The organism is Paenibacillus sp. FSL H7-0756, assembly GCF_038006765.1.
In the GTDB taxonomy this organism is placed as follows: Bacteria; Bacillota; Bacilli; order Paenibacillales; family Paenibacillaceae; genus Paenibacillus_AQ.
Genome location: NZ_JBBOVT010000001.1, coordinates 1549937 through 1574623, shown reverse-complemented (window position 1 = coordinate 1574623; position 24687 = coordinate 1549937). Strand labels below are relative to the sequence as shown.

Genomic DNA, 24687 nt, shown 5'->3' with positions numbered 1-24687 from the left:
TTAAAACTTAAATATCCCCTTTATTCCAAAACTTCAAATAGATAAGCCGAAACATGATTAATTTGACTTTGATCTGATATATTTAAACCAAATTCTATAAGTCTTTGTGAGAGGAGATCACAATAGTTGAGTTTAAAAAGATCTTCCTCATCAATGCCCTCAAATTTCATAATCCCATTCAGTATGCTATAAGTGATTTTTTTCCGGTTTAAATAATTCAAGGCATAAAGGGAAGATTTCAAAGAATAATTTTTTCGTTCTTTTTCATCCTCAAGCAAAAACCTCAATTTTTTTTTAATTTCATTCACTTCTTTTTCTTCATCTGCATAACTTATCTTGATGATTGTGTCATCTGGCAACTCTGAAAACCATCCAATATCTGTAACTAATGTTGGTTTACCAAATAATAGGGCGCGAATCATACTAGCTGATGTTTCACCCATATAAGGAAATCTTAAGTTTACGACTATATCAGAAAGTTTCATCAAATCATCAAACTCTTCAATAGTTGTAAATCCAGTTTGAATAACAACAGATTCAAGTTTATATTTTTTTATATACTTATTAATATAATCTCCTTCTCCAACTAATAGATATTTTAAATTCTTAGTATCCATTTGAGAAAGTGCAAATAAAACTTGATGTATTCTTTTAGATTCAGCAACAAAACCGAATGAGGAAATAACTAAGTCGTTGGCATTAATTCCATATTTACTCTTCAAACGATTTACTTCTTCAGTTAAAAGCTTATCATTGTCTGCAGGACCGATTTGGGGGATTACCCAACAGTTTGCTGTACTAGAAACTTTAAGAATTTCGTTTCTTGAATATTCAGAATGAACCATTATTCCTTTTGCATGTTCTATCAATGTTTTATTTAATGGTAACTTTTCAGGTGATTTAAACTGCAGAGGGGGAATATCTTCGCTTAAAATCGACTTCATAAAAGCCGCATCCTTAACCCCACCATTACTTTCAGCTTCATTGATTAACAATTGAGGGTCGTCTAAAGTTTCCAGAAAATATCCAGTTATCAAATAATAAAGAACTAGATCATGTAAGATTACGTACCCATTATACTTTAGAAAAACGTCATAAATATGTGAGTGATAATAAGGGTTATTGCCGATGTTATAGATTACAGCATCATACTTTGGTAAGTTTGATAGTAAATCCGGATACGTAATATAATCGTAGATTTCATAATTCGATTCCAAACCATAAGGTACAAAACCTGAAACCCATATATCAACAATTGCTTTTTCAGATAGTGCTTCCACTAAATATTCTGAGTAATCAGATATCCCACTTTTCAAGGGATTAAACGGACTAAAATATGCTATTCTCATGTTATTAACCTTTCGATAACATAATTCCAATCAACTTTTAATTCCTCCAATAATCGCTTCCCATTTAAGCCTAGTTCTCTAGCTTTATGTTTGTTCTTATATAAAAAATCAATTTTCCCAGCCAACTCTTCAGGCCTTTCTTCCATCACAAATCCTGTATGTTCATTCTTCACAAATTCCAGTGGTCCACCTGAGTCGAAGTGAGTTAGCACTGGTTTCATAGCAAAAAAAGCCTCAAGTGTAACATATCCGTAGTCTTCTTGATAGGGCCCATTATAAATGGCAAGTGCATTGGCGTAATATTTTCTTTTCTCTTCCTCTGTAATAAAGCCTACAAAAACAACTCTATTTTCAAGTCTGTTTTCTTTAATGATGCTCTGTATTTTTTGCTTATAACTTTCATCCAATGCCCCAGCCAAAACAATTTTAATATTATCATTGCAGTATTTTAGAGATTCTATTAAGATATGTTGTCTTTTGATTTCAGTTATTCGCCCAGGATAAAATATATAATCATCAAAGTCATTACAATAGAATTCTTTGTGATTTGAAGGCGGATGATATAAAGGGATAGAGTCTAAACCATTATACTTCTTTAATCGATCAGTAACTGTATTAGAAATTGTATATAAACCTTTACTTTCGGCAAGGAATTTAGTGTCATTTTTCACAATGATATCCTTAACCCTAGATCCATCCTCCATCTTATCCAAGTCTCCGTATTCAGTCCCCCATAATTCATAGGCTTGTCGATGTTGATGTAACATCCATGTTACTTTATGATGATGTTTAACGTAATACATTGGAAATTTTAAAGCGATAAGTTTATCGATCTTCACACCATTTACCTCGGTTAGATCTATCATCCTAGAAGAAAGAATACTATCCATAATACTTGATGCTGGATACCACTTAAATGGCATGGTTATTATATCAGCTTCATATCCGCGCTCCGTTAATTCTCTTAACAAATTTGAGGCTAGATATTCAGCCCCCCCTGTAATAAAAGGGATCTGCACAGTAGCAATCGCAATTTTCATATTTATGCTCCTATACGTAGATAATTATCAATATAATCTTCAAATTTCATCTTCAATACATCTAATGAAAATCTTTTTTGAAAATTCTCAATCCCTTGAAGTACAAGGTAGTTATAGATCTCTTGATCATTTGCAATAGTATGAATCACTGAGGCAAGGTACTCTGGATCGAATTTGTCTGTTACGATTTGGTTTTCTCCTACTGTTTCTTTTACTGCTGCACGGTTCAAAGCAACAATAGGCTTTTCAAAATACTGAGCTTCTATTAGAGGAACTCCAAAACCTTCGTGTTCACTTAAACAAAGAAAAATATCACAACCGACAAAAAAGGATTTTAACGTTTCGGCAGATATCTTATTTGTAAAAATAATGTTTTTATCTAACTGATTTGATTGGATCAGATTCTCTATTTCTTGATTATAAAGATTTATTTCTTGATCATATCCACCAATAATCCAGAATTTAATATTCATATCATATAATTTCCTGTAAGAGTTTACTACATGACAAATATTTAAATGTCCTTTATTAGGAGCCACTCTGCCAACAAATAAAACATTAATACATCCATTACTTTTCAAAAAAGAAATCATTTCTTCTTGTTCCTTTACTAAAGAAGATAAGATCTCTATTTTGTGAAAGGGTGCTAATATTGATGTTTCCTCAATATTAACACCTAAATCTAAAAGTTCTTTATTATTGTATTCAGAATCACTTAAGAAGGAGAATTTCGGATTTCTCACTAGCCGTTTAGTTTGTTCTCTACCCAATGTAGTAAGCTTTGTATAATTATCACTGTATTTTTCAAAAAAAATGGGCGGCGTTATATTATGATACTTCATAATCAATTTACAGTTAGATTGATTTATTATCTCCTCGCCAAGCTTCCAATATATACTGTGATGATATATAAGTACTGTTGATTTTTCGTTGATTTTCTTCTTTAAAAGTTCATAATTTAGATTAACAATATCCTCAGTTGAGTTGAAATTTTCGCAAAACACCCACACACTTATACCTTTATTTTTAATGATTTTGTACATCTCTTGTATATCATGTCCTATAGCATCGCCATCACTAATAGTTTGATGTAGAATAATAAATTCCATTGAGAACAATCCACCATTTTCTTTATTAGAATACTTATCTCCATGCAATTAATGCATAGTCTTGATACCCGTACAACATTCCATATAAATCCCCAATTGCTCGGTTGATCTCTTCTGAGTTCTCAATATTTCCAATCTGTGGAACATTAATATGCTCCACTGGACTAACATTTTTCCTCTCAGTTTTATGAAAACCAATTTCCTTAATTACAAAGTCTAATGTTTCAGGATGCACAGGTTTCGTGTGAGTCGGGTCTATATAAAACCAGTTACTCATGGCGTAAACGCTTTGAGCATTTATAGTTTCTATAATTACTTTACCTCCGGGTTTTAAAGCATTCAACATAAGACCCAATAATTCTGTATATTGTTCAAAGGTCAAATGTTCTATAACTTGGCACATAGAAATACAATCATAGGTCTGAGGAGGAACAGCTGCTAAATAATCAATTGCATCTGCATATTGAACATTGAACCCTCTATCAATGCAATACTCTACCATATCTTCATTGATATCTATGCCATTCACACTTATTCCATTATCAGTAAGTAGCTCAATGAACTCACCTCTACCACAACCTATATCTAGCACCTTATCAGTAGGAAGAATATATTCTAAATATTGCTTTTGACGCTCTTTAATTGAACTTCTTGATCCTCTAAATCTGTTTTCGAACAACAAATAATCCATGCTATAATTATTTTTTTGTTCTATAAGGGTACTTTCCTCTGGTAGTACTTTATTATGAATTAGAGCCGGCCCTTCTATAGAAGATTCATTTTTCTTCAATTTCCTTCTGACAAAGCTCAACATCTCGTTAGTACTTTCAATCTTTTCATAAATATTTTGTTCTTTTTCACCTAAGATGTTCTTAAGTTGTTGTTGATTATTATGTTCTATAGAAAGTTGCTCTTTCAAAGCTGCTATGTGATCTAAAGCAACAGAAAGCTCTTTTGTAAGCCCCTCTATCTTGAGGTTCAGGAGAGAATCACTTGTATTTTGTTGAACTATGAAATCATTGATTGTCTGTGCCAATGTAGCACTGTCAGCAGTTAATTGTTTTTTTTCTCTAATCAATTGCTCATTGGATTTTACTAATTCATCAATTTTCTCAGCTATTAAAGCATCATTGAGGGAAACTCCATCTAAAATTTCTTTAGTGAACTTTGAACTTTCTTTCATAAAATTCAAAGTTCTTGTTACGCTTGCATTAAAACTTTTTTGTTTGAAAAATAAGGGGTTGATATACCATCGTAGAAATTTGCGAATGATTTTTTTCCCTGAAACGATTATTTTACCAAAATTACCTCGATGACTTGTAATCATGAATTCAGAATCAACATTCCAGCCTCGATTAACTTGTTCTAGTTCAGTAGCTAACTGCATCTGTAACTGATGATACTCAGTTGATATAGTGTGTGTAGATTCCATCTTCTTTGTACTCTTAGCAAAACTAAAATTATTATTGATTCTTGATAAAACATCCTCAAAGGTCAATTCTTTTCTTGACATATTAATCACCCTTTACGAAAATTCACGGTTGTCTCGAGGTAGCTAACACCGTTAAAATAATTTTCTTTTCCTGAAATAACCTGAAACGTTGCAGCATGATCATACCAATCATAATTTTTTGTTAAATGATCACTTTGATCATGCACTGCCACTGTAATGTTATAGGTCCCAGGGCCTAGATTAGCATCAAGATGAAATTCAGCAATGATTTTTTCATTTTCTCGGCAGCTTATAGACTCATTATTTAAATAATAGGTATTAGTGCCAAATATATCATTTCCGAGACGATCTCTTATTATAAAGCCTACTGTAGGCTTGTTCACCTTTTTGTTACAAATCATTTCAACCCTTAACGTTATTTCATCTCCAACCTGAACTGCAGACACCTGCTTTTCAGCCAATAATATCTTAACTGCAGAAATACTAATATCTTTATTTCCAGATCGAGTTATTAACTTTTTATTATGCCCAATACTTTGGTTGATTTCATTTTCAGCTTCTCGCTTCGCGATGATTGCATTATAATAGTCAAGGATTTCGTCAGGGTGACCATCTTTAATCGCAACTCCTTGATCTAAAAGTATAGCTCGATCGCATAAATTTTTCACCGCTGAAGGATCATGTGATACAAATAGTAAGGAGGTGCCTTCTTCCCTGAATTTCCTAATCCTACTAAAACATTTGTGTTGAAAATAACTATCACCTACCGATAAGGCTTCATCAACAATTAGAATATCCGGTCTAACCGCTGTTGCTGTCGAGAATGCTAGCCTTACAGCCATACCACTTGAATAGGTCCTTACTGGTTCATTGAGATAATCACCTATCTCTGCAAAATCAATAATATCAGGTAATAAATTATCAATTTCCGCATTATTTAGACCCATTATTTGACCTAACATATAAATGTTTTGAATTCCAGTAAAATCCGGATGAAAACCAACGCCAAGTTCAAGAAGGGCTGCAATTTTACCTTGCACTGTTACGGTTCCATTTGAAGGATACGTTGTGCCGGTGAGAATCTTTAGTAGAGTACTTTTCCCAGCCCCATTATGTCCAATGAAACCAACTGATTCACCTTGATGAACTTTAAAACTTATATTTTTCAACACTTCTAAAGGTTTATGCTCATTTTTTCCTGTAACCCATTCTTTTACCCTTGCCCACTTACTAGGGTATCTTTTATATGTTTTAGATAGATTATTAACACTAATGATTTCCATCACAATTCATCCACCATTTCTTTATCCAGTTTTTTAAACGTGTAATATGCGATAAGTAAAAGAGCTATCGCTATTCCGGTAACAGGTAAAAGACTGGAGTAATTAGGCGCCTTATTGTATAAGAATATAGAATGGAACCCTTCAGTAATAGGAACCATTGGATTCCATTTATAGATTCCTTGCATCCCCTCAGGTACAATTGATTTGGCGTACACAATTGGAGTTAACCAAGACCAAAATTGTAGTACAATGCCTAAAAAATGTCCCACATCCCGGAAGAACACATTTAAGGTTCCAACAATAAGGCCTAATCCTAAAGCAAACAATTGTTGTATTATCAAAAGAGGAAATACGTTCAATATTTCCCATCCAGGCAACTCACCAATAATCAATAAAAAAATAATATATAGAATAGAAATTATCAAAAAGTTTATAGTCACTGAAATAACAATAAAAATTGGCAAGGAGGTCCTTGGAAAACTGACCTTCTTTAGCAACGAACCCTGATCCAAGAAAATGCTCTGAAGACGTAAGAGGGTTTCATTGAAATAATTCCAAGGAAGTAAACCGGCACACAAATAGATACTATACGCTAAAGTATTATTTTCACCCGGAAGGCGAGCACCCATTATTTGAGAAAATATCAACGTATATACAAGTATTATGGCAAGAGGTTGTATTACGGACCAAACTGAACCCAACACAGAATTTAAATACCTAGATTTAAAATCTCTCTTAACCATACCTAAAATAAAATTCCTATAATTCCATAGCGACTTGAAAATTTCCCTCACCTCCACCGATATAACAATTTACATATTACGATAATAGTTCAATATATTAAGTAATGACTCTTTCAAATCCATTTTAGGATGCCATTGGGTATCCCTTGATATTTTTTCGTTAGAGCCTACAATAAATTTATGTTCTATCGGTCTAAATTTAGATGGATCAACCTTAACTTCAATATGGGATTTTGACAACGCAACAAATTCAAATAATAATTCCTGAATTGATACCCCTCTACTGGAACAAACATTATAAATCTCACCGACACACCCATCTTGCATTAACATATAGTATGCATTCACAATATCTTTAACATCTGTAAAATCCCTAACCGAATCTAAGTTGCCTACCTTAATAGCTAAATCCATCTTACCCTTCTCAATATCCACAATTTGTTTTGCGAAGTCTTGTGTTACAAAACCTTCTGATTGTCTTGGCCCAATATGATTAAATGGTCTCACATGGATGGCTTGAATTTGATATGCTGCAACATATTGTAGTACAAGTTGACAAGCCGATAGTTTACTAACCCCGTATGGATTTTTAGGGTTTGTCACATGCCTCTCATCAATAAATTCCAGCACTTCAGAGGAACTGCCATATTCCTCTGAAGAACCAATGCTAATAAGTTTTGAATAAGGTGAGTGTTCTTTAATAGCATTCAAAATATTAAGAGTTCCAATAGTATTATTTAAAATTGTAGCTTGAGGATTTCCCCAAGCCAGTTTCACATTGCTTTGGCCTGCAAGGTGGATTACATGCGTTGGTTTATAGTCTTTTACTACCTTATCAACGTCGTCAGTATTTAATATATTCATATTTACAATATTCGCATTATCCATTGAATTTCTTGCAGAACCAAGAAATTCAATGTTGTTATGAATCAAAAAATCCATCATGTATTGACCGACAAAACCAGTTGATCCAGTAACTAATACTTTCATATTACTTAACACTTGTACTTGCTTTAATTTTCTCCATATCACTATCAACCATCATTTTAACCAGTTGTTCAAACCCAACCTCAAGCTCCCAGCCCAGTTCTTCTTTAGCCTTTGTACAGTCACCTAGCAGCAGGTCCACTTCAGCAGGTCTAACAAACTTTTGATCCACTACAACATAATCTCTCCAGTTCAAACCAACGTGGCTAAATGCGATTTCTACAAGCTCTTCAATAGTATGAGTCTCGCCAGTCGAGATCACGAAATCATCAGCTTTATCCTGCTGTAGCATCAGCCACATTGCTTTAACATAATCACCAGCAAAACCCCAGTCTCTCTTAGCATCCAGGTTACCCATACGAAGTTCAGTCTGGAGACCCAGTTTAATTCTGGCAACAGCGTCTGTAACTTTGCGGGTTACGAATTCAATACCACGGCGTGGCGACTCATGATTAAACAAGATACCGGAGCAAGCATACATATTATAGCTCTCTCTATAGTTAACAGTGATCCAGTGACCATAAACCTTGGCAACACCATATGGACTACGCGGATAGAATGGTGTTGTTTCCTTCTGTGGCGTCTCGACCACTTTACCGAACATTTCACTGCTTGAGGCTTGATAGAATCTTGCTTCCGGCTTAGTCAAACGAACAGCTTCGAGCATATTAGTAACTCCAATACCTGTTGCCTGTCCTGTTGCTACAGGTTGAATCCATGAGGTTGCCACAAATGATTGAGCAGCCAGGTTGTAAACTTCATCAGGATCAGAAATTCTAACAGCATTAATCAATGATCCAAGATCCAGCAAATCCCCATCAATAAACTCTATATCATTTTTAAGGTGCTCGATGTTCTCCATAATCGGCATACTCGTTCTACGGCGCAAGCCAAACACCTTATATCCTTTAGACAGTAGAAGCTCTGCCAAATATGATCCGTCTTGTCCTGTGATTCCTGTAATTAGTGCACGTTTAGTCATTTTCAAAATTCCCCTTTATGTTATATAAATTAGAGATTAAACATTAGTTTAATCAAATTACAAATATTGCTCAAGCTTCTGCATACGCAGTTCTTTTAGCAAGAGTTTAACTTCTTGGGCTTTATCCTTAGTGCAGATCAAAGTAACATCTTCAGTATCAACAATAATTAAATTCTCAATCCCTAAGGTAGCAATCAGTTTGCCATTGCTTTCTATAATACAGTGTTTAGTATCAAGATTTAATATATTTCCCTTTATAACATTTCCATTCTCGTCCAGATCACTGATCCGTTCCAGCGCCGTCCAGCTACCCACATCATCCCAGCCGAACACACACGGGATTACATAAATATTATTGACCTTCTCCATAATGCCATAGTCTATCGACTGATCAGGCATCTTTAAAAATTCCGAGCGGATAATTGCATCCCGATCTTTTGAACCCAGAACCGTTTTCATCGTTTCCAAGATATCATGCATGTCTGGCATCAGCTCTTGTATGTAGCTTCTAATCGTTTCAATCTTCCAGACAAAAATCCCGCTATTCCAGTAAAAATTACCTGATTCCAGATAAGACTGGGCTGTAGCCAAATCAGGTTTCTCGACAAAATTATTCACCTTATGAACGAACAGTTCATTAATTTCCTGTGACTGATTACTGCTTTCAATGTAACCATATCCTGTCTCTGGATAGGTTGGCTGAATACCAAGAGTCACAAGATTACTATTTTCTTGAGCTACCTCAACTGCAGTTTCCAATATCTTAACGAAGCCTTCTTCGTTTTCAATAATGTGATCAGAAGGGATAACAATCATTGTGCTGTCAGGAAAGCGATCTTCAATAATAATAGACGCTAGTCCAATACAAGGCGCTGTATTTCTGCCCACCGGTTCAATGATAATATTCTCATGAGGTAAATGCGGAATTTGAGCCTTAATTAATTCAGCGTAAAGTTCATTAGTGACAATGAAGATTTGATTGATCTCAATCAGTTTTTCTAATCGGGCAATAGATTGTTGAATCATTGATTTACTACCTGATATATTCAAAAATTGTTTGGGAAGATTGGTCCGGCTCTTAGGCCAAAATCGTTCCCCTTTGCCACCTGCCATAATAACTGCTGTAATTGTCATTTCATCCTCCAAATTTCCACAAAGAAATGTAATCCAATCTTTGCTTAATCATTTCTCCCACTGCTTTAGGGGAGTAATTCTGTTTTATATGTTCTTCAGCTTTAGACGATATCTCTGCATAAAAGTTCTTATCGTCACAAAGTCTACGCATATAACGGCTCGCATGTTCAACATCAGGATCAGCCCAGTGCTGATTCGCCTTGTATGGGCCATGATCGTGGTTAAGCTGTTTCAGGGAATAGTCAACCAGACATGAGTTATTGTGGCTCATAAAATCAGTATTGGAGGACCAGTTCGTGCCTATAACTGGCTTACCTAGAAACATCGCCTCTGCCAGACCAAGACCAAAACCTTCACTTCGATGAAGAGAAACATAGCTGTCTATGACTGAAATCAAAGCATTTGTATCATTCCTGGATAAGGTTTTGTCGACCAAATAAATATTCTTATACGACCCAATCAAGTGATATAGTTCTTCAAGTTCCTTTGAGCCTTCCTCCGCACTGTTCACCTTAATAACAAGACCAACAGATTCATCATTAGAATTAAATGCAAGTTGAAAAGCTTTAATGGAGGCTTGGGGATTCTTCCTCTCCTGATAGCTCTTTAAATCATACATGGAGAGAAATAGAAAGGTTTGCTCCGGTAACCCAAAATAGCCTCTATCACGCATATCAGCAATATTCACTTCAATACTGTGAGGTATTTTAACTACTGGCACCGGACTTTTCATTGCAATGGAATCTACTACAAATGTCGAAGGAGCCCATATCTCATCTACCAGATTAAAGCTTTCCTTCCACTCGTCGGGGAAATCTGGAAGCTCCCAATGCCAGAACCCTATATTGTATCGATCCTTAAAAATCGAGTTCCCGTAATGAGCGTATATTTCAATCATTTGTTCGGCATTAATATGAAACACATTGAGATTAAATTCGGGTTCCTCTATTTCCTTGTGCATCCAAGTCGTATCACTCATACGCGCCGAGTTAGTGCCTGTGAAATTTATTATCCCAAAAGGTATTTCGACAGCATTTATACTTTTAGCGGCGATTCTGCAAGATTCTCCAATGCCCATTTCCGCCCTTGAATATCCCACTAGATTAATACCTGATACATTTCCCTTAATAGAGCTTGCATCACCATTTTTATCGATCGGAAAAGCAGTTTTAAGCAGTTTCTGTTTGATACTTTGTCTCTTTTCGAAGGGGAAAATCTTAACTGCAATTGGTTTTAATTTAACTGCAAGTCGGTAAAGCCTTTTATAGAGCAGGGATTTAATACTACTCATATCTAACAATCAACCTTATATTGAATTTCATTCATAAAGCCCCCATAATATGTCTAGGTGAAATCACCACGTAACTACAATATAAAAACCACAAAAAAACGAGCAAAGTAGCCCTGTGATAATTCTATATGCTAAAATATCCTCGTACCTACAGATAAAGGAGATTAAAAACGTGTCGAAACCAGTATACGGTAAAAATGCGGTTCAGTCGAGAAATGTTGAAAAGATATCCAGTTACATATGGGCGTTAGCGATAGGGTTTATTGTTTTTTTGGTCTGGGCCCCGTTTCAAGTGGGATTATTTAATGGGCAGCAGATTGACTTTGAGAAGCCGGTCTATCTGTCTTCACTCCTAAGCAGCCTGTTGCTGCTGGTGTGGGTAGGCCTATACTTCACCAAGTTCAAAATGGAGGGACAGCGTGATGCGCTGGCTGTGGCCTCGCTGCTGTTGCCTGCTACCTACGCGTTGTCGCTTATTGGCGCTGCTTCGCATTATATGGCGATGAATCTGCTGTTTGTACAGAGCATGTATGTCGCAATATTCATTATAGCGTTATATTTGCTCCAGCAAAAGCAACTAAATGTTGTCATTCAAAATGCGATTCTGGCGATTGCTTATTTCATCGTCGGTTTTGGTCTGCTGAACTGGCTTGGCAGTTGGAAATTCGCTGGTGGGCTGGTAGGCTGGTTCTCCAATACGGTGCGTGGTGGTAAATATTTGGATGCCGTCATGACGGACTCTAACGGGCTGCGTCTGACCTCAATTTTCCAGTATGCCAATACTTATGCTGCCTTCCTCATGGCCTTCCTGTTCGTGGCGGTATATGCCCTGGTCCGCTCCAAAAAGTGGTACGGCACGCTAACGCACAGTTTCATGCTGGTTCCGATTATTGTATCTCTGCTGCTGACCTTATCCCGTGGGGGACTTGTCATGCTGCCTGTAGTGTTCATCCTGCTCCTGTTGTTCCTGAAGCCTGCGCAGCAGATTCTCTGGATTATTCATCTTGCCCTGTCTGGCCTCGCGGCCCTGCTGGTTACTAACCCGTTGACTACTCTTGGAACGGAGCTGAACACGGCGTATACCTCATCGGCAGCACTTAAGGCTTGGGCCTACCTGCTTGGGGCCTCTGCGGTCGTTGCAGCTCTGAGCTGGGTAATTCAAAGGTTTGCGGCGCCATGGCTGCAGAGCAAGCTGGGAGGCTCGGAAACTCGTAAATTTACCGGAATGTGGATTCCACTCGGCTCAGTCGTAGCTGTAGCTGTCGTTGTTTTCCTGCTGATCGGAACAGGCTTGAAAAGTGTTTTACCAGATAATATTGAGACACGGCTGGAGAACATTAACTTCAAGCAGCATAGTGTACTCGAACGCTTTACTTTCTATAAAGATGCTATGAAGGTAGTGAAGGATTATCCGGTTCTCGGATCGGGTGGGGGCGGCTGGTCTGCTTTATATGAAGAGTACCAGAACAATCCTTATGTGAGCCGTCAGGTCCATAACTTCTTCTTGCAGTATTTGATTGAAGTCGGCATTGTCGGGTTCATTGTGTTTATGGGCTTTATCGGATTTATTTTCTTCAAATACATCCGTGCCTACCTGAAGCGTGACAAAGATGAGTTCCATAACGGATTCTTCTTCTACATTATTGCGCTGTCTATCCTTGTACACAGTTTGCTGGACTTTAATATGAGTTATGCGTTTATGGGTATTCTGGTGTTTATCGGTCTGGCTGGTATGGGCGCTGTAATGGATAACAAACCGCTCCGTCAGAGCTGGAATAAAGCCGGCATTCGGATGGGATACATGGCTGTACTGACCATCGGGACGATATTCATACTGTTCCTGTCGATCAACTACATCGGGTCGAGCGATGCTGCTCTCAAGGGTAAAAATTTAGTTACTGTGAGTACTTCCTATGAGGAGATCAAAACTCCGTTGGTCAAAGCACTTGATGCCCGTCCATACCATCCGGAAGCAGCATTATACTTGTCCTCTCTTGACATGCAGGTATTCAAACAAACTCAAGACGAACAGTATCTGACTGAAGCGTCCACTGTGTTGACCCGTGCTTTGAAAGATGAGCCTTACAACAAAAATCTATTGGCTCAATTGGCCAGCTATTACGATCTGAAGGGTCAACCAGATTTGGCGTTGGCTGTATACAATGATAATGCTTACAAGTTCAATTGGGATATCACGTGGTATGAGTCAATGATTAACCGTGCTCAGACGCTTGCTGCCGCGGCTAGTGGGCAGAAGGATGAGGCCAAGAAACAGGAATACCTCACCGCCGGGCTGGATGCGTACAAGCATGTGGTGGATGGCGTAGAGCATTTAAAAACCTTGCCTCCTGAGCAGCTGCAGGGCCGTCCGTTCTCGGTTACAGCTACGATGGCATTGAACGCTGGCAGACTTCAGTTACTAGCAGGCAATAATGAGGCTGCAGCCACTTCCTTGAAAATGGGCTTCAACGATCAGTACTCCGATGTCATTAATAGCGCAAGTCTCTGGGATACCAACTGGTATAGCTTGCTAATTACTCGCGCTTACGACTTGGCTCAACAGGCCTACACTCAGAAGAATGATGCCGATAAGACACTACATTTGGAGATCGGACAGATAGCCTACAGACAAGTAAACTCAGATCTCCAAGCGAAAAATATTCCACCTGCTATTACGCTCAATGCTGGAAAGATTGAAGTTATGTCTGCACAAGAGCAGCCTCCAGCACTACAGACGGCCATATCCACTTTAAAGTCTGGATTGAGTGAGGATTACAGTGATCCAACTAACCGTGAGATTGCACGTTGGTACTTAGCGGCACTTGCAAAATCAGGAAGCGACCAAGATCAGGTGGTCTACGGAAAACTGATTGCAGCAGATCCTGCAGAAGCTGATCGGGTGAATGAAATTGTTAGCACTAGCTTTAAGAACCTTCAATAACTAAAAAAAGCGAGCCACTGTCTGAGTACAGTCGCTCGCTTTTTTTCATACTACTTGGTGAACAGCCGTTCTTCCTGCTCAATAACTTCCTTTAAATACTCCAGCAGTCCTTCCTTAAGCTCCTCATGCTGAAGGGCGTAGTGAATGCTTGTCTGGATAAAACCCATCTTCTCCCCGACGTCATGCCGTCTGCCTTCGAAATCATAAGCAATAATCCGCTCTACTTCACTTAAACGAGAAATAGCATCTGTAAGCTGAATCTCGCCGCCTACACCTACCTGCTGCTCACCCAGCATATCGAAGATACGCGGAGTCAGGATATAACGTCCCAGAATCGCCAGGTTGGATGGAGCATCCTCACGCTTTGGCTTTTCTACAAGCCGGTTGGCTCTGTAGACACGTTCAGCTATTTCAGAACTGTCCACTACCCCGTAGCGGGATACTTCTTCCCACGGCACAGGCTGTACACCAACAATGGAGGATCTATATTGATCGTATACTTCGATCATCTGCTTCAGGCAGGGCTTGTTCGACTCCACGATGTCATCCCCCAGCAGGACGGCGAAGGGCTCGTTACCGATGAACTTCCGCGCACACCAGATGGCATGTCCGAGGCCGCGCGGTTCTTTTTGACGAATGTAGTGGATGTCGGCCATCTCGGAGGATTTGCGCACCGATTCCAGCAGCTCCCACTTCTGCTTCTCTGCCAGATTAAATTCCAGTTCAAATGAATTATCGAAATGGTCTTCGATTGCACGTTTGCCTTTACCCGTCACAATAATAATATCTTCAATCCCGGAAGCAACCGCTTCTTCAACAATATATTGAATCGTTGGTTTGTCTACGATGGGCAGCATTTCCTTGGGCATCGCTTTGGTCGCAGGCAGGAAGCGGGTTCCCAGACCGGCAGCGGGAATGATTGCTTTACGGATCTTCATCTCATGGCTCCTTTAACAGATATACTCATAATCTCAATTATAACAGTTCCTGTTGATTTTGGGCAGTATACTAAGGCAGGGACACACAGGGACCGACCGTTCCGGGTGAACAGCCAGCGTTGACGGTCTCATTGGATGTTGATATAACAGCACTATGCAGACAATTTGATTCGAAAAGGAGGTTATCCATGTTAGACTTATCCAGTCCAGTATGGAAAGAGCTTCACGGCCCTTTTGGCTCTTCGGAAGCGGTCCCTGGCTTGCTGCAACAGTTGCAGGAGGACTACACCACAGAGGTTAAAAATGAGCTGTACTGGGAGCATCTATTCCATCAGGACTCGATTTACAGCATCACTTATGCTGCATTGCCTTATTTGGCGCAGCTTGCCAGGCAGTCAGACGATCCCGAAGTAAAAATGGATATCTACGCGACCTGCGGGATCTTAGTGGCAAATCAGTTGACAGTCCACAGCGGAAATCTTCCTGCTGAATTTGCACATCAGAACCCGCTGCTTGCTGAGGAGCTTGTCCAAGAAATTTATACGACCTACCTAACTGCCGTTGAACAACTGGGCATGCTGTCAGAAGAGATCTTTCGCTATGCGGAGGGGGCTCAAAAGGATGATCAGGAGAAACGATACATCCTAGCCGCAGATGCTGCTTACCGGGGAGATCAGGCGGTTGCAGGTATATTGTTGACTTATTCGGAAGGCGACGAGTACAACGCCGCCTGTCCAAGCTGCTATGAAGAAATGTATATTTGGCCAAATGAGAACAGCCCCGGTATGACCGCCTATTCAGACGATCCGGTGTTCAACGGCAAGGAGAATGGTCAAGCTATTACGCCTTCCGAGATTGGCAGTGTCCGGCCGGAAGACAGCCCGTTAGCACGCCTGTGGCAAGCAGCTCATACCATCAAGAACGTTCAGCTCCTGGAGCAATTGCCTTATCTCTGCGGTCATGTGAACTGTCCGGCTTGCGGTGAACAACTGGAAATTTGGCCGGAGCTGTTCCCGTTGTGAGAGATGTATCTGGGTAAAAGTATTGTTGAAATGGAGCCAGGATGCAAAAAAAGACCCGGAAGAACAGCGAAGCCATCTGGTTGGATGGCCCCGACTTCTGCCGGGCCTTTTTTTATTATGGCCTTAGCCAATTATATGCGTGAAACAATCGAAACCAGCCCTTTTGGGGTTGGGCCTGATTCATTTACTTCGCATTCACTAACTGCCCACGGGTTACCCCGAGCTGGTTAGTGGCCTTCAGGCTTTTCCAAACCTGGGTGCCGGAGATTTCGCCACGCAGTGCACGGCTGTAGAGGCTGATGACCTCTGCGACCTGCTCTGGAGTCTCCTCCAAGAACTCTACGCGGAAAGAGGATACTCCCAGCTCACGGAAGTTATTGAGGTATTCAGCGCCTGACTGCTCTACCGCGTTATAGACGGTGTTGCGGCAGCCTTCGTCCACACGGACGGGATGGGACATGCCGATCCGGTCCTGCAGCGAGGCCCGCTGCTCCTCACAAGGACGGCCACAGTTGGTGTAATCCGTGCCTTCGCTCATAAAGGTACAGTAGACGCAGTGTTCTGTATGGAACATCGGCAGATGCTGGTGGATGACAACCTCCATACGGGAGGTGTCGCTGTGCCCGAGCAGATCGACCATCTGCTGGATGTTCAGGTCATACGACGGTGTCACCCTGTCACAGCCCGCGTCCAGGAACAGATCCACAGCCCGGTGATTGGCGATATTCAGCGAGAAATCGCCGATCAGCCGGGGATGTGCAGCCTCCGGGTGCTCCATGCGGTGACGCAGGTAATAATACAGCGCGCCGGTGTTACGCACCAGCACAGCATCCGGCTGCAGCCGCAGGATGTTAGCATGGTAGCCGTTCTCGTTCGGCATATGGATGCGCGGGGTGGCCAGCGCAATGCTGGCCCCTGCTGCCCGCACAGCATCTACTGCCGCCGGGAACTGCTTGATGAACTCGAAATCGGCGTATATATTCGTTACGCCGGCTTCGAGCGCAGCCTGCACCTGCGGCAGGCTGCGGCACAGCGCGGTGAGCTCCGCATCACCGCTGCCCACAACCGCTGCGGCGCCCCTGCGGGAGGCGCCGCCGTAGACCTCTACCTCCCGTTTCACATACACGGGAGGCTTCGGGCGCTCGCCCGCAAGCAGTTCCACCGCCTGGCGGCGGATGCTGTTCAGCTCGCGCATGGGTACGATCACGTCGCCTTGCAGATGTGACTCCAGCGCTTCAAGCTGGAACAGGGTCCCGCCCAGGCGGCCGAATTGTTCTTCCAGCAGCGCGGTATCCATCGGACGCTTCTGCGCTGTCTCCAGCGCGAGCTCCGAATCCACACGGACAGTGACGTTCTTCTGAACGTCTGTCCACCAGGTCGTCAGCTTCTCGCCTGCGCAGCCCTGCACCCGCACATGAACCGGGAATACCCGGTACGGCTTCTCGGTCTCGTACGACTGCCGTAGCGCCTTGTCGAGCGCCGGGTCGTTCGTCTTCCAGATGCGGTCCCCCACATGCAGACGTCGCAGATCTACGTCATTCCGGCCCGGAACGATGTCAACAATCCATCCTTCGCCAGCTTCACCCTCCAGCTTGACGCCCTTGCGGCGCAGATCATAGACGCGGCCGCCTTCTTCCTTCTTCGTCGGATCTCCGGCGTCGAACACAATCCCGTCTCCGCGCTTCAGCGGAGCATTAATGCGGCAGACTACACCATCGCGCAGGATCTGCTCCACGGTGCCCAGGTACACCCCGCGGCTTTTCGGGAAGGTACCATCGACTAACTTCTTATTATTAGTGCCTTCAAGGAAACCGTTCGTGAACCCGCGCGAGAAGCTCTGCTGCAGCTCACGCATATCCTCCTTCGAGGTAGGCGTCCAGTTACCTTCAAAATACTTATCGATCGCCTTACGATACTTACTGACCACATTAGCGACATACTCCGGGGTTTTGAGCCGGCCTTCGATTTTAAATGAGGTTACTCCTGCTTCAATCAGCTCCGGCATCAGGTCGATGGCAGCAAGATCCTTCGGCGACAGCAGGTAAGTCACATCACCCATCGGCTTCACTTCACCGTCAATCATCAGATCATACGGCAGACGGCAGGCCTGAGCGCATTCCCCGCGGTTCGCCGAACGTCCCCCCCCACATTTCGGAGGTCAGACACTGGCCCGAATAGGAGACACACAGCGCACCATGCACGAATACCTCCATCGGCAGGCGGGCTTGCTCGCCAATCGTGCGGATCTGCTTCAGATTATTTTCACGGCCGAGGACTACACGTTCCAGCCCCCATGGTTTCGTGAATTCCACCGCTTCCGGTGAGGTGATCGTCATCTGTGTAGAACCGTGAATCGGGAAGTCCGGCGAGATCTCGCGGATCATCTTCACCAGCCCCAGGTCCTGAACGATAACGGCATCCACACCCGCATCCACGCAGGCATCAATCAGTCCCTTGGCATCCGGCAGCTCATTCTCGAACACCAGTATATTAAAGGTAAGAAACCCCTTCACTCCATAGCTGTGCAGAAACGCCATAATCTCCGGCAGCTCGTCCATCCGAAAGTTGTTCGCTCTGGCCCGTGCATTGAATTTCTCTACGCCAAAAAAGACAGCATCCGCCCCGTTCGCCACCGCTGCACGCATGCAGTCCCAATCTCCCGCCGGAGCCAGCAGCTCTACGTCTTCTCTGCGTATCCCTTGCTCTTTCATTTATATCCTCCCAAACCGCCTGTTCGGCGGGTCATTTACAGCTTTTTAACTTATTAATTGTATCAAATATCACACCTCCGCGCCATCTAAATGGCAAGAATTATATGAACACTTCTTTCGTCAGCACATACAAAAAAAGAATGCCTCCTGCCAAAAATGGCAATTCAGGCATTCTTCGTATACCCTCCTACTCCCCCACCCACCCAAACGACCCCAGCACCCGCTCCAGCACCGCCTGCTGGCTCGCCGTAGCGTTGGCGGCGTTCAGCGTGACAGTGAGCGTATAGACCACCTCATTGCGGCTGAACACAATGATCTTCTTGCCCACCGGGATGCTATTCTTGGTCTGCTCTACTGTGAGTATGGTGGCTGGCATACCGGCAAAGGTGGTTTCTGTGACGTTTTTTATCTGCGGACCCTTGGGATCTTGCTTGGTGTTCTGGTAGTAGCCCTGCAGCTGGCCGACGGCATATTCCGGCGTAACCTCGGGGCTGGCATAGAGCTGGAACCGGCCGCCGGTGAAGCGGTATTCCACGCTCTGGCTCTCAAACAGATCCTGAACCGGGCTCCACAGCCGCGGAATCTCGAGCTTATAGCCGTAAGTCTTGGAGGTTTTGGTGACCGACTTCTGGCTGAGCTGGGTATAATCCTCTGAAGCCAGGCGTCCAAAGTTACTCTTGGTCTGCGCAAAATCAATATCAATCGAGTTCAGCACCTCTGTGAAGCGCGCCTGATCACTACTCTGCCCCGGCCCGGAAGCCGCAACATATTCAAAATAATAACGGTACCCGTTCTTCAGCAGCAGAATCTGATATTCGGTACTCCACCCGCTGCCCGGGTTAAGCCCGATCTCGTTAATCAGCACCGGTTCACCGGAGACCTTGCCCGCTACGCTGTCCTTCAAGGTGTAGGCCTCAGCCACATAGGTGTCACGGAGCTGTGACTGCAGTTCCTGGTTCCAGCTTGCCAGCGTAGAGCCCGCAGGGGCGGAGCTTACTTTTACACGCAGATAACTCCCCTGTTTGCCCGCATAGTAAAGCTGCTGGTCATCCGCACTCCAGTCGGCAGGAACCTTAAGCGCAATCCCGTAATCGTCGTTGTAGCCTTCGCGCAGCCCGTTGCGGATGGTGGACAGGTCGCGGATGCTCCGGTCGGATGCGTCAAAAGAGGGCTGAAAAGAATTCAGCAGCGCCGCAAATTTGCCCAGGTCCTTATAATTCGCTGCATTATCATCTGTCAGATAGATCTCATACAGCCTGCCTCCGGCATAATATTGCCTGCCCTCCCAGAGCGCGCCGCTCGAATCCTTGCTCACAGTCCGGGCATAAGGAACCTTGGCCGTAGGTACAGCCTCCCGGTCCAGCACAGTCTCCCCTCCCCCCTCCGAGGAGCGGACCAGATTCTCCAGCAGCCCTTCGGGATCAAGCGGAACGGCCAGCGGCGAAGCATGCACCTCCAGATAGTACCCGTTCTCTGCACTCGTAAAAGTCGCTACGCTCTCATTCCCGCCGCTGTCGCCTACCACAAGCCCAGGCGGATAGTTCATGCTCCACTCCAGATAACTGTTGCCGATCCGGGTTTTGCCGGCGTCACTGTCAATCCCGCTCTGCGCTTCAACGCCTACAACCGCTACCGGAGGAGATAACGCAACCAGTACCCCACCGCCCTCCGCTGGAGCCACCCGCGCGCCGAGCACTTCAGCCACGAACCTCAGCGGCACCATCAGCACACCTGATACCATACGCGGGGGCGCGGCGAGTTTGATTTTGACGCCATCCTTCCAGGCAGTCGTGCTACCTATCGTCATTGCACCGGTATGCGGGCCGTACATAACTTTCACCACATCATCGCCTTGCAGGGAGACGGTGCTGCCGAAGGCTTTTTTGAAAATCCCCAGCGGGACCAGCAGCGTTCCATTCTCCGAAAAAGGCTTCGGAATCGTAACCGGCTTCCCGTTAACCGTTGCGGAAGTACTGCCCGCTTGAAGACTAAGCTGTAGCAATCCCCCCTCCGCCGCCTGAGCCTTTCCCACAGGAAATAGGCTGAGCAGCAACAACAGGACTACAATAACTGACACTCCGCGCCGTAGATGTCCCGCCCTGCTGCCCGGCCCGGCTGTAACTACCGCCTCCTCACTCTGTCGTCTGATCATCGGTCTCCCCCTCCGTCTTAGCGGCGTTCACCAGAGGGTCACCTTGTCCAAGAACAAGGCTTCTGGCCACGATATCGCCGTCACTCTGCATCAGCAGCTTGACCACTGCCCCCGGCTTGTACTGTCTGAATAACTCATTAACATCGACAAGTGAGGTAACCCGGTGTCCGTCTATCGCATAGAGGGCATCGCCTGACGTGATCCCTGCCTTGCGCGCTTCTGCCGTAAGCACCTTCGTCACCGTCAATGGCTCCTGCACCGGCAGTCCGACAATCACGGGCCAGCTCTCCTCAAGCTCCACTCCAAGGCTCGGACGCCGGACCTCTCCATATTGGAGCAGCTGATTCATGATGTACTTCATCGTATCTGCGGGAATCGAGAAACCCATATTCTCTACACCCACAGCTGCGAACTTCATACTGTTGACCCCGAGTACCTCCCCCTTCATGTTAACCAGCGGTCCGCCGCTGTTGCCGGGATTGATCGCCGTATCGCTCTGAATCAGCCGGTACGCCGCATCCACCGAACGGTTGAGACCGCTGATTACACCTACAGTAGCCGAATTTCTCAGGGAAAAAGAGATCGGTGTCCCGATCGCTATCACCTTCTCCCCTACCTGAAGATTGGCGGCGCTGCCTGCGAAGGTTGCGGGTTTTAAGGCTTTGGCTTTGATTTTTACCAATGCAAGATCACTGAATTCGTCCGAGTATGTATCTGTGATGTTATAGCTCGTCCCGTCTGAGGTGACCACTACTGCCTTCTCCAGCCCAGCCATAACATGGGCATTGGTAATGATCCATCCGTCTGCGCTGACGATAATCCCGGAGCCGTGGGTCAGATTGTAACGGTCATCCGGCCCGCCGGTTTCTCCGCCCGTTTTGCCGATAATGCCGACTACAGACGGCGAGACTTTGCTTATGATTTGCGGAACCGGATCTGCTGCTGCAGGCTGGCTCCATTGTCCCTTACTCTCCTTTTGCACAATACCTGCTTGTCCGCCCTTCATTACGTTGACAGCCGTGCCTCTATCAGCCGCTAATGCTCCTGCCTCTCCGTAGCCCACCCCATGAATAACACCGGCTGGACCTATGATTCCCGACAATGATATCAGCAGAATACCCGGCAGTACCACACTAGCCCGGACAATCCCGCTCCTCCCTATTCCCATGGCTCTCCCCTTCTTTCCTGCGCTCGAAGCATATAAATTCTTATCTTCAAAAAAAGACGCCTTTAGGATCGCCGCAGGCGGTAAAGGTGTCTTTAAGATGAACTTGCATTTGAGGTTATGTGTGCTCTACTCTAGCTGAACCAGTTCATAATCATTGCATAATCGGATACCACAAAAACCAGCAGGCTTACCACTGCAAAACCGATGGCAAATTTGTTCTTCTGCGGAGCTCTAAGCAGCCGGACCACACCGATAAGTATCAGGATCGTGAATACAATCATAAACGCATCGAAGGTATGAAATTTAGACGGTTCTTGCGCGGCAGCTTCTGCAAGCAGCATGGCAATCCCTCCCTGAGAGTGTTGTCAAGCAAGTTTCTCTAATCCATATCACCTTCTATGTTATCGTTACCATTTCCGTCACGCAATAGAAATATTTTAAAAACGGTGTATTTGTCACAAAAAATATTCCTGATGGCTAAAACGCGCCTCGAATTGGCGATATTTATCATTGACCGCTGTTGTATCTTCAGTTTTCAATGAGCCCATCCACCTCAATCCAGCCTACAGCTGCTGCTATTCAATCAACGCAAAAGCTTCTCATTGAATCTTACGGCGGACATGCTTTAATTATGCGTGTTTGATTTGGCTGGCCTTTGTGGACTTAGTGGACCGGATAAGCGCTAAATCACTATCCACCATCATCTTGACCAGATCCTCAAAGGCAACCTCTCTTCTCCAGCCGAGCTTTTCCTTAGCCTTGGTACTATCACCTAATAGCAGATCCACTTCTGCTGGTCTGACAAACTGCTGATCCACTACAACATAATCTTTCCAATTCAATCCTACATGACTAAATGCGATATTTACAAGTTCTTCAATTGAATGGGTCTCTGCCGTAGAAATGACAAAATCATCCGCATTATCCTGCTGAAGCATCAGCCACATTGCTTTTACATAATCGCCTGCGAAGCCCCAGTCTCTTTTGGCATCCAGATTCCCCATCCGGAGTTCCGTTTGCAGACCCAGCTTAATTCTCGCAACAGCATCAGACACTTTACGGGTTACAAATTCAATGCCGCGGCGTGGAGATTCATGGTTGAACAAGATCCCGGAGCAAGCAAACATGTTATAGCTTTCTCTATAGTTAACAGTAATCCAATGACCATAAACTTTAGCAACACCGTATGGACTTCGTGGATAGAAAGGGGTCGTTTCTTTCTGTGGTGTTTCTAACACTTTACCGAACATTTCACTGCTTGAGGCTTGATAAAATCTGGCTTCCGGTTTAGTTAAACGAATCGCCTCGAGCAAATTGGTAACGCCCATTCCAGTGGCCTGAGCAGTTGCGACAGGTTGAAGCCATGAGGTGGCTACGAAAGACTGAGCAGCCAAGTTGTACACTTCATCCGGGTCCGAGAGGCTCACTGCTCTCATCAGAGATCCCAAATCAAGCAGATCCCCTTCTATAAACTCTATTTCATTCTTGAGATGCTCGATATTATCCATTATTGGTATACTTGTTCTACGGCGCAAACCAAATACTTTATAGCCTTTGGATAACAGAAGTTCTGCCAAATATGATCCATCTTGTCCTGTAATCCCTGTAATTAGTGCATGTTTTGTCATTTTACGATCTCCTTTTTCAAAGGTAGTTGAGCTTACTCATACCTATTAACAAAGCCTGAATAATATGTCTAAGCGCTTTCTTGTCCGGTATCCTTACAAAGTGGACTAATTGACGCTCATACACACGCTCTACTCCGAATCCATCTCAAGACTCGGTACACATTATTTAGAAAGAACGGTGACCCCTGCTTGAAATACATCGAATTCGGAATCGGAAACACATGGTGGGTGCGAACAGAGATTGAACAGCCGGATGGCACGGAGGTCGAAGTACAGGGGATCATCCGGCCAGTTATCTTCCGTTCCTGTTACATTCGAGTCTGGATTGGAAGAATAGTCTGGATTGCGGACTCACGGGAAGGGATCAAGCGGGGATCTAAAGCTACCCGCCGGTTCAAAATCATCTTCGGCATCCGCAGTGAGTTGTAGCGGGAAGCAGATAATGACAAATGGTGACCGGCTAACATTTCTGTTGTGTGCGTTTTTGCTTACCGCCGGAGTGCGAGTGTTGGGGGTATTTAAGTTGAATTCGTACATTTAATTTGGCGAAAACTTTGCAATTATAATAAATAGTTGGAAAAACAACACTTGTTGAACCCGATTTTTAGGAATTTACAGAGTTCCAGGGAGAGAAGTGGACTTTTTCCAACTACGTTCGTCCAACACACCGTTTCAGCTGTATTAAGTGCCTTATTTCCAATTAAGTTTGCTCTACAACTTAGAAACTCAATCGAGGGCATTCTGACTCTCCAAAAC

At 43.7% G+C, this 24687-nt stretch carries 18 protein-coding genes and 1 pseudogene; 3 read left to right on the top strand and 16 right to left on the bottom strand.

Annotated features, from left to right (window positions below):
• Positions 1–20: 20 nt before the first annotated feature.
• The 10 genes from NST04_RS06945 to NST04_RS06900 all read right to left on the bottom strand — a co-directional run bounded on the left by NST04_RS06945 (position 21) and on the right by NST04_RS06900 (position 11371).
• Positions 21–1349, bottom strand: coding sequence for a glycosyltransferase family 4 protein (locus NST04_RS06945; protein WP_341183699.1), 1329 nt, complete (start codon positions 1347–1349; stop codon positions 21–23).
• Entirely contained in the window at positions 1346–2389 is a 1044-nt protein-coding gene (locus NST04_RS06940) for a glycosyltransferase family 4 protein (RefSeq protein ID WP_341183698.1), read from the bottom strand. The genes NST04_RS06945 and NST04_RS06940 overlap by 4 nt, the downstream gene beginning before the upstream one ends.
• 2 nt (positions 2390–2391) lie before the next feature.
• Positions 2392–3498: a glycosyltransferase family 4 protein gene (locus NST04_RS06935; RefSeq protein WP_341183697.1), complete on the bottom strand. Its 1107-nt coding sequence runs from the start codon at positions 3496–3498 to the stop codon at positions 2392–2394.
• 34 nt (positions 3499–3532) lie between these two features.
• Positions 3533–5011 carry a methyltransferase domain-containing protein gene (locus NST04_RS06930; protein ID WP_341183696.1) on the bottom strand — a complete coding sequence of 493 codons (1479 nt, stop codon included), beginning with the start codon at positions 5009–5011 and terminating at the stop codon, positions 3533–3535.
• Between the two features lie 5 nt (positions 5012–5016).
• A complete protein-coding gene (locus NST04_RS06925; RefSeq protein WP_341185198.1) occupies positions 5017–6234 on the bottom strand; it encodes an ABC transporter ATP-binding protein in 1218 nt (405 codons plus the stop codon).
• The gene (locus NST04_RS06920) at positions 6234–6977 is read right to left on the bottom strand and encodes an ABC transporter permease (RefSeq protein WP_341183695.1); all 744 of its coding nucleotides are present in this window, start codon (positions 6975–6977) and stop codon (positions 6234–6236) included. Before NST04_RS06920 ends, NST04_RS06925 begins: the two co-directional genes overlap by 1 nt.
• 69 nt (positions 6978–7046) lie before the next feature.
• The gene (locus NST04_RS06915; protein ID WP_341183694.1) at positions 7047–7967 is read right to left on the bottom strand and encodes a GDP-mannose 4,6-dehydratase; all 921 of its coding nucleotides are present in this window, start codon (positions 7965–7967) and stop codon (positions 7047–7049) included.
• A 1-nt stretch (position 7968) separates the two neighbouring features.
• Positions 7969–8946 (bottom strand): GDP-mannose 4,6-dehydratase, encoded by a 978-nt coding sequence (gene gmd / locus NST04_RS06910; protein WP_341183693.1) that lies wholly within the window; start codon positions 8944–8946, stop codon positions 7969–7971.
• A 57-nt stretch (positions 8947–9003) separates the two neighbouring features.
• Positions 9004–10080: a mannose-1-phosphate guanylyltransferase gene (locus NST04_RS06905; protein ID WP_341183692.1), complete on the bottom strand. Its 1077-nt coding sequence runs from the start codon at positions 10078–10080 to the stop codon at positions 9004–9006.
• A 1-nt stretch (position 10081) separates the two neighbouring features.
• On the bottom strand, positions 10082–11371 hold the full coding sequence (locus tag NST04_RS06900) for a glycosyltransferase family 4 protein (protein ID WP_341183691.1): 1290 nt from the start codon (positions 11369–11371) through the stop codon (positions 10082–10084).
• A 172-nt stretch (positions 11372–11543) separates the two neighbouring features.
• Between NST04_RS06900 and NST04_RS06895 the strand changes: the two genes are divergently transcribed.
• Positions 11544–14312: an O-antigen ligase family protein gene (locus tag NST04_RS06895; RefSeq protein ID WP_341183690.1), complete on the top strand. Its 2769-nt coding sequence runs from the start codon at positions 11544–11546 to the stop codon at positions 14310–14312.
• 50 nt (positions 14313–14362) lie between these two features.
• On the opposite strand, the gene galU is transcribed toward NST04_RS06895, so the two are convergent.
• Positions 14363–15250 carry a UTP--glucose-1-phosphate uridylyltransferase GalU gene (gene galU, locus NST04_RS06890; RefSeq protein ID WP_341183689.1) on the bottom strand — a complete coding sequence of 296 codons (888 nt, stop codon included), beginning with the start codon at positions 15248–15250 and terminating at the stop codon, positions 14363–14365.
• A 131-nt stretch (positions 15251–15381) separates the two neighbouring features.
• Here galU and NST04_RS06885 point away from each other — a divergent pair, with 131 nt between their 5' ends.
• Positions 15382–16272 (top strand): hypothetical protein, encoded by an 891-nt coding sequence (locus tag NST04_RS06885; RefSeq protein WP_341183688.1) that lies wholly within the window; start codon positions 15382–15384, stop codon positions 16270–16272.
• A gap of 184 nt (positions 16273–16456) precedes the next feature.
• Here NST04_RS06885 and NST04_RS06880 read toward each other — a convergent pair.
• From NST04_RS06880 to gmd (NST04_RS06860), 5 genes and pseudogenes are all read right to left on the bottom strand, one after another.
• Positions 16457–18983, bottom strand: a pseudogene (locus NST04_RS06880) (DUF3656 domain-containing U32 family peptidase).
• A gap of 187 nt (positions 18984–19170) precedes the next feature.
• Positions 19171–21135, bottom strand: coding sequence for a stalk domain-containing protein (locus NST04_RS06875; protein ID WP_341183687.1), 1965 nt, complete (start codon positions 21133–21135; stop codon positions 19171–19173).
• The gene (locus NST04_RS06870) at positions 21116–22303 is read right to left on the bottom strand and encodes a S1C family serine protease (protein ID WP_341183686.1); all 1188 of its coding nucleotides are present in this window, start codon (positions 22301–22303) and stop codon (positions 21116–21118) included. Before NST04_RS06870 ends, NST04_RS06875 begins: the two co-directional genes overlap by 20 nt.
• Before the next feature lie 131 nt (positions 22304–22434).
• A complete protein-coding gene (locus NST04_RS06865) occupies positions 22435–22644 on the bottom strand; it encodes a hypothetical protein (RefSeq protein ID WP_036721132.1) in 210 nt (69 codons plus the stop codon).
• 288 nt (positions 22645–22932) lie between these two features.
• A complete protein-coding gene (gmd, locus tag NST04_RS06860; RefSeq protein ID WP_341183685.1) occupies positions 22933–23931 on the bottom strand; it encodes a GDP-mannose 4,6-dehydratase in 999 nt (332 codons plus the stop codon).
• Between the two features lie 189 nt (positions 23932–24120).
• Between gmd (NST04_RS06860) and NST04_RS06855 the strand changes: the two genes are divergently transcribed.
• On the top strand, positions 24121–24360 hold the full coding sequence (locus tag NST04_RS06855) for a DUF3977 family protein (protein ID WP_341183684.1): 240 nt from the start codon (positions 24121–24123) through the stop codon (positions 24358–24360).
• Positions 24361–24687 lie beyond the last annotated feature (327 nt).